Source organism: Chamaesiphon sp. OTE_20_metabat_361 (genome assembly GCF_031364565.1).
On sequence record NZ_JANLWO010000213.1, the window covers coordinates 1 to 5,786 of the forward strand.

General features: G+C 49.5%; 6 protein-coding genes. 4 read left to right on the top strand and 2 right to left on the bottom strand.

Going from position 1 to position 5,786, the window contains the following annotated elements; genetic code table 11:
- Nucleotides 1-688 (top strand): HlyD family efflux transporter periplasmic adaptor subunit (locus tag RMO35_RS06055; RefSeq protein ID WP_309739336.1); only part of this gene is annotated, 688 nt, incomplete at its 5' end.
- Between the two features lie 3 nt (nucleotides 689-691).
- Here the strand turns inward: RMO35_RS06055 and RMO35_RS06060 are convergent.
- Nucleotides 692-1,213, bottom strand: a complete 522-nt coding sequence (locus RMO35_RS06060) for a gluconokinase, GntK/IdnK-type (RefSeq protein ID WP_309739338.1) — start codon at nucleotides 1,211-1,213, stop codon at nucleotides 692-694.
- A 197-nt stretch (nucleotides 1,214-1,410) separates the two neighbouring features.
- Between RMO35_RS06060 and RMO35_RS06065 the strand changes: the two genes are divergently transcribed.
- The 3 genes from RMO35_RS06065 (at nucleotide 1,411) to RMO35_RS06075 (ending at nucleotide 4,934) form a co-directional block, all read left to right on the top strand.
- Nucleotides 1,411-2,157: a phycobilisome rod-core linker polypeptide gene (locus RMO35_RS06065; RefSeq protein WP_309739340.1), complete on the top strand. Its 747-nt coding sequence runs from the start codon at nucleotides 1,411-1,413 to the stop codon at nucleotides 2,155-2,157.
- A gap of 320 nt (nucleotides 2,158-2,477) precedes the next feature.
- On the top strand, nucleotides 2,478-2,858 hold the full coding sequence (locus RMO35_RS06070) for a response regulator (protein WP_309739342.1): 381 nt from the start codon (nucleotides 2,478-2,480) through the stop codon (nucleotides 2,856-2,858).
- Nucleotides 2,859-2,888: 30 nt separating this feature from the next.
- Nucleotides 2,889-4,934, top strand: coding sequence for a response regulator (locus RMO35_RS06075; protein ID WP_309739345.1), 2,046 nt, complete (start codon nucleotides 2,889-2,891; stop codon nucleotides 4,932-4,934).
- 72 nt (nucleotides 4,935-5,006) lie between these two features.
- Here the strand turns inward: RMO35_RS06075 and RMO35_RS06080 are convergent, their stop codons facing one another.
- The gene (locus tag RMO35_RS06080) at nucleotides 5,007-5,609 is read right to left on the bottom strand and encodes a glutathione S-transferase family protein (protein ID WP_309739348.1); all 603 of its coding nucleotides are present in this window, start codon (nucleotides 5,607-5,609) and stop codon (nucleotides 5,007-5,009) included.
- Nucleotides 5,610-5,786: the final 177 nt, after the last annotated feature.

Sequence of the window (5,786 nt, forward strand, 5' to 3'; positions counted from 1 at the left end):
CATCGTCTCGACTCAAGCCAGATCGACCCGCACTCAAGTCGCCCTCGATCCCAGCCGCGCCGACATCGAACTAGTCCAGCACAAAATCGAGCGCGAACGCGCCAATGGCAAAACCGCGATCGCCCGCTTCCAGCAAGAACGCCAAAAAGTACTCCAGCAAAGGGTCGAAATTACCAATCAGATCGCCACTACCGATCGCGAAATCGCCCAAATCGGCACCGATCTTCAGCCTACCCCGATCGTCGCCCCGATCGCGGGGACGATCCAGCAGCTCGCACTCCGTAACAACAATCAAGTCGTCCATCCCGGCGATAGTCTGGCAAAGATTTTACCCACAGGTACACCGCTGCAAGTCAAAGCTTCCGTCGCCCTCGCCGATATCGGTAAGGTGGATGTCGGACAAACCGTAAAAATGCGTGTATCCGCCTGCCCGTATACCGAAAATGGCATTTTGACAGGCAAAGTCATCGATATTGCCGCCGATGCCAAATCGATCGACAAAAACGCCGCAACTCCATCTGCTAATATCTACGAGGTGACGATCGCCCCAGCGACTACTAGTCTCGGTACTGGTAAAACCACCTGTCAAACGCGATCGGGCATGGAAGGTCGCGTGGATATTATTACCAAGGAAGAAACCGTCCTCAACTTCATGCTCAGCAAAGCACGATTATTGCTGAATCCGTGAGTATTAAATAGTTAAATTCGATCGTGCGGCATTAATCTCTCGCACGACTCGATCGACATCACGATCGCGATCGATCTCGATCCAGATTGCTTCATCTGGTGAGGGTTCTTCTAATGTCTCAAATTGACTTTTGAGGATACCTTCTTTAGCGAAATGATCTTCCCGCTCTTGTAAGTTTTTGGCGATGAAAGCGTAACTACCTTTGAGGTAGACAAATTTGACGGCTGGATCGTTGTCGCTCAAAAGCTCGCGATAGCTGCGTTTGAGGGCGGAGCAGGCGAGGACGGTGGTTCGATCGGTGTCTAGCCAGTGGCGGATCTGGGTGCGGAGGGTTTGCAGCCAGGGGAGGCGATCTGTGTCGGTGAGGGGTTCGTTGTTGGCGATTTTGGCTTTATTGGTGGCGGAGTGAAAGTCGTCAGCATCAACGTATTGCCAGTGGTGGGCGGCGGCGAGGGCGTGAGCGATCGTACTTTTGCCGGAACCAGAGACGCCGATGATAACGATTACGATCGATTGTTGTGTCACTGTTAGTAGTGCCTGAGTACAGATGTTAGGAACGATTGGCTTTATCTTAGCCTGTGAGATCGAGCTATATTATTCGCGCTCACTCACCGCGAAAATTAAGGAATGTAATTTTTTAAGTAAAGAGTAAGAAGCGGGTACAAATGCGGATTATGATGATAAAAATTGTAAAGTTTCGTAAGAACAAGCAGCTTTAAAATATGCCTATTCCTTTATTAGAATACGCCCCAACAACTCAAAACTCGCGCATTAAGGGTTATGAGGTACCTGGGGACGAACAGCCCAGAATCTTTTCGACAGACAATTTACTATCCTCTGGCGATCTGGCTGTACTGATCGAAGCGGCTTATCGTCAGATCTTTTTTCATGCGTTTGCGTCCGATCGCGAAAAGTTCTTAGAATCCCAACTTCGCAGCGGTCAAATCACCGTGCGCGATTTTATTCGGGGCTTGTGTTTATCCAATACTTTTACCAATAGTTTTTACAATCTCAATAGTAACTATCGGTTCGTCACCCACTGCATCCAGAAGGTGCTAGGACGCGACGTATACAACGATGCCGAGAAAATTGCCTGGTCGATCGTTATCGGTACTAAAGGTCGGGCTGGCTTCATTAACGACCTGCTCAATAGCGACGAATACCTCGAAAACTTCGGCGACAATATCGTTCCCTTCCAACGTCGGCGGGTATTACCTTCCGGTGCGAGTGAGTTACCATTTAACATCCAATCGCCCCGCTACGATGAGTACTATCGCGGCAAACTCGGCTTTCCCAAAGCTTCTTGGTCGATTACGCCGCGCAGTTCGCGCCCTGTCGCGCAAGCACCCAAAGCAGGCGATCCATCGATGTTTACCGATATGGCGAAAAGTCTGGGCAAAATCGGCAATCAACCACAATCGCTCTCGGCGCTAAATCTGGATTATCAAAATCTCGTACCTCGACGATAGGGTAGATGGGAGATGGGAGGTGGGAGATGGGAGAGGGTAAGAGGTAATGGGTAATGGGTAAGAGGTAAGAGGTAAGAGGTAATGAGTAAGGACTTAAAAATTAATAGTCCCCCAGTCCCTCCATCTCCCCGTCAACCCATCTCCCCGTCTCCCCATCTCCCATCTAACTTAACGATCTATTTAGATTCCGAGGGGGGATAGTATGAGAAGATTTAAAGATATTGTAGTTAGATCCAAATCGTTACAAATATTCAGTCCGATCGAACGATCGCCTTGGTAGTTGGCGATGAGTGCTGGAGCAATTCACTAGAGGTAATATCGTGAGTAGCAAGCGGATCTTAGTAGTTGATAACGAACCCTCGATCCAAGAAGTCGCTCAAATTTGCCTGGAAACTGTAGCTGGCTGGCAAGTGAGTGTTGCTAGTTCGGGACTAGAGGGATTGGCAACTGCCGAGCGGGAACAGCCAGATGCAATTTTGTTAGATGTGATGATGCCAGATATGGATGGACTAGATACCTTTGGCAAGTTACAATCCAATCCAGCAACGCGATCGATTCCCGTAATTTTGCTCACTGCTAAAGTCCAAAGTGCCGATCGCCAAAACTACACCGAACTAGGCATTCGATCGACGATTGCCAAGCCATTTAGTCCGTTAGAATTGGCACAACAAATTGCTACTACTTTGGGTTGGAAACTGTAGAGATTCAGCTATTACTAAAACAAAGCAAAAATGAAGATTTTGGTAGTTGAAGACGATCCAGTAGTGGCTGAGGCGTTGAAAATCACGCTAGGCGATCTCAATTATGCGGTGGAAGTGGCTGAAGATGGGCAAGCGGGGTGGGAATTTGTCGAAGCATTCGATTACGATCTGTTGTTGTTAGATGCAGTGTTGCCAAAGCTTGACGGGGTGAGTCTGTGTCGCCAGATCCGATCGCGCGGCTATGTGATGCCGATTTTACTGCTAACGAGTAAGGATAGCAGACAAGATCGGGCGATCGGCTTGGATGCTGGTGCAGATGATTATGTCGTCAAACCCTTCGATTGTGAGGAGTTATCCGCACGGATTCGGGCGCTGTTGCGGCGGGGAAACGATCGAATGCAGCCCGTATTGACGTGGAATCAGCTCACGCTCGATCCGCGCAACTATGAGGTGATTTACCAAGATCGCCTGCTCAATCTCACGCCCAAAGAATACGCGCTACTAGAATTATTTTTGCGGTATCGGCGGCGGCTGTTTAGTTGCGGCGCGATTTTGGAGCATTTGTGGACGTTTGAAGATACGCCGAGCGAAGAGGCGGTACGCACGCATATTAAGGGACTCAGACACAAGCTCAAGGCGGCGGGTGCGCCTGCGGATTTCATTGAGACTGTCTATGGGACTGGCTATCGCCTCAAATGGGGCGATCTGGACACGCCAATACCAGCACCGCAGCAACACCAATTGAGTACGGAAGATGTTCGAGGTAGCGACGATCGGCATGATGATGTAGCTCCAGCAGTTGTCAGTCAACCACCGCCAGTAGTAAACGATTCGCTGCAATTTCTGACGGAGATTTGGAACCGACATCACGCTCGAATGCTCGATCGCGTTGCGGCAATCGAGCGAGTGGTTATCGCCAGCGCCGATGGTGTTCTAGATGCGGAAATCTTGCGGGAGGCTTGGAATTGCGCCCACACTCTGGCTGGAGCTTTGGGCACATTTGGGTTGATGCTCGGTTCCCAAGTTGCCAAAGAAATCGAATTATTGCTTAAGGAAAATCCCGAATTAACTCCAGCCCAAATTGCGCTGGTACAAAGTGGTGTCATCCAATTGCGACAAGAGATCGCCAGTAAAGTACCCGCAACTGAGCCGCCACCGCTCTCGCTAGCTCCCACGCCCGCGCCCTGGCTGCTGGCGATCGCCACCGATCGGGATCTAATCTCAGCCTTGCAATCGACACCGAGTAATTTCGAGACGATCGTCGCAACGGAGCTAATTCCCAGCCAGTTGGATCGATCGCCGCAGGCAATTATTCTCGATTTGGATTGTTTTTCCCCGATCGCTGACGGGTTGAGTGCTTTATCCGAACTGGAGCGAGACTATCCACAGATTCCCGTCATAGTTTTGAGTCGATCGCACCCTCACTCGATCGCACCCTCACAGCGGGAAATGTCGGCAATCCGCCATCGCACTCCCTCAGCGGCGATCTCACAGCACGCTCGTCTCAATCCACTTGCAGAAACCGCCATAGTCAGTGCCGAGCAGAGTATCGAGGTTGCCCCTGAAGACACTCAGCAGCTCCACCATCGCATCGAAGTTGCGCGCAGGGGTGCGAGGTTATTTCTCACCAAACCGCTGCTGGCAGCGCAGATTTTTGGGGCTGTCGATCGATTGCACCAAGCACGGACGACTCAAGTCAGGGTGACGATCGTCGATGACGATCCGCTCTTGCTCGAAGGTGTCAGCGCACTCCTAGCACGACGGGGGACGATCGTCACGACGCTATCCGAACCCAGTCGCTTTTGGGAGGTATTGGAGGCTTCTGCTCCCGATTTACTGATTCTCGATTTGGATATGCCCACCTATGACGGGATCGAACTCTGTCGCGCAGTACGCACCGATCCGGCGTGGGAAACTCTGCCGATTTTATTCTTGACGTCTCACACTGCGACAATTGCTAGCGATCTCGTTTTTGCTGCTGGTGCGGATGATTTTGTCGCCAAATCCGCGATCGAATCTACGCTAGTCACCCGGATTGTCAATCGTCTCAAGCGAAGTGGCATCTATCGGCATTAGATGGGAGTGGGGAGATGGGAGATGGGAGATGGGGATAAGAGGTAAGAGGTAAGAGGTAATGGGTAATCAGTGTTAGGCGGAGATTGTGAGATAGTTTGGTTGTGAATTAATGCGATCGAGCCAGGATAGAATTGCGGGAAATTGACTTAGATTGAAGTTACCTTCGGCGGCGACATGAGTATAGGCATATAGGGCGATATCGGCGATCGAATACCGATCGCCAACGAAGTATTTTTGTTCTTTTAAATGTTGCTCCATTACTTGTAACGCCGCATATCCAAGTTCTTGCTTTTGGACGATCGCGTCGCGTTTTTGTTCGGCTATTTTGGCGATCGACATCCAAAAGCGGACGGTGGCAATATTTGGCTCGTGACTATACTGCTCGAAAAACAGCCATTGCATTACCTGGGAGCGTTCCCACCGATCGACAGGCAAAAACTCCGTACCATCGGCGAGGTAGTAAATAATTGCATTTGATTCGCTTAAATACTGTCCCGGTTGAATTTCTAATACGGGTATTTTGCCGACTGGATTCATTGCCAAAAATTTAGCGGTTCGACTCTCCCCTGTGAGAATATCGATTAGGATGCGTTGATAGGCTATGCCCAATTGATTTAGCAACAATCTAATTTTGTAACAATTACCCGATGAGGCATATTCATATAATTTGAGCATTTTAACCCGTAATTATCGATTACTCGTACCGAGCGACAGTCGGAGTATTAATTATTAATTAATTAGCTGTTTCTAATTACCTTAAATACTAGTAATGAGCTGTAACCCTTGTGGTGGGCACTGCCCACCCAACAGTGCCCACCCAACAAGATAGCTAAAAATAATTAATTATAAATA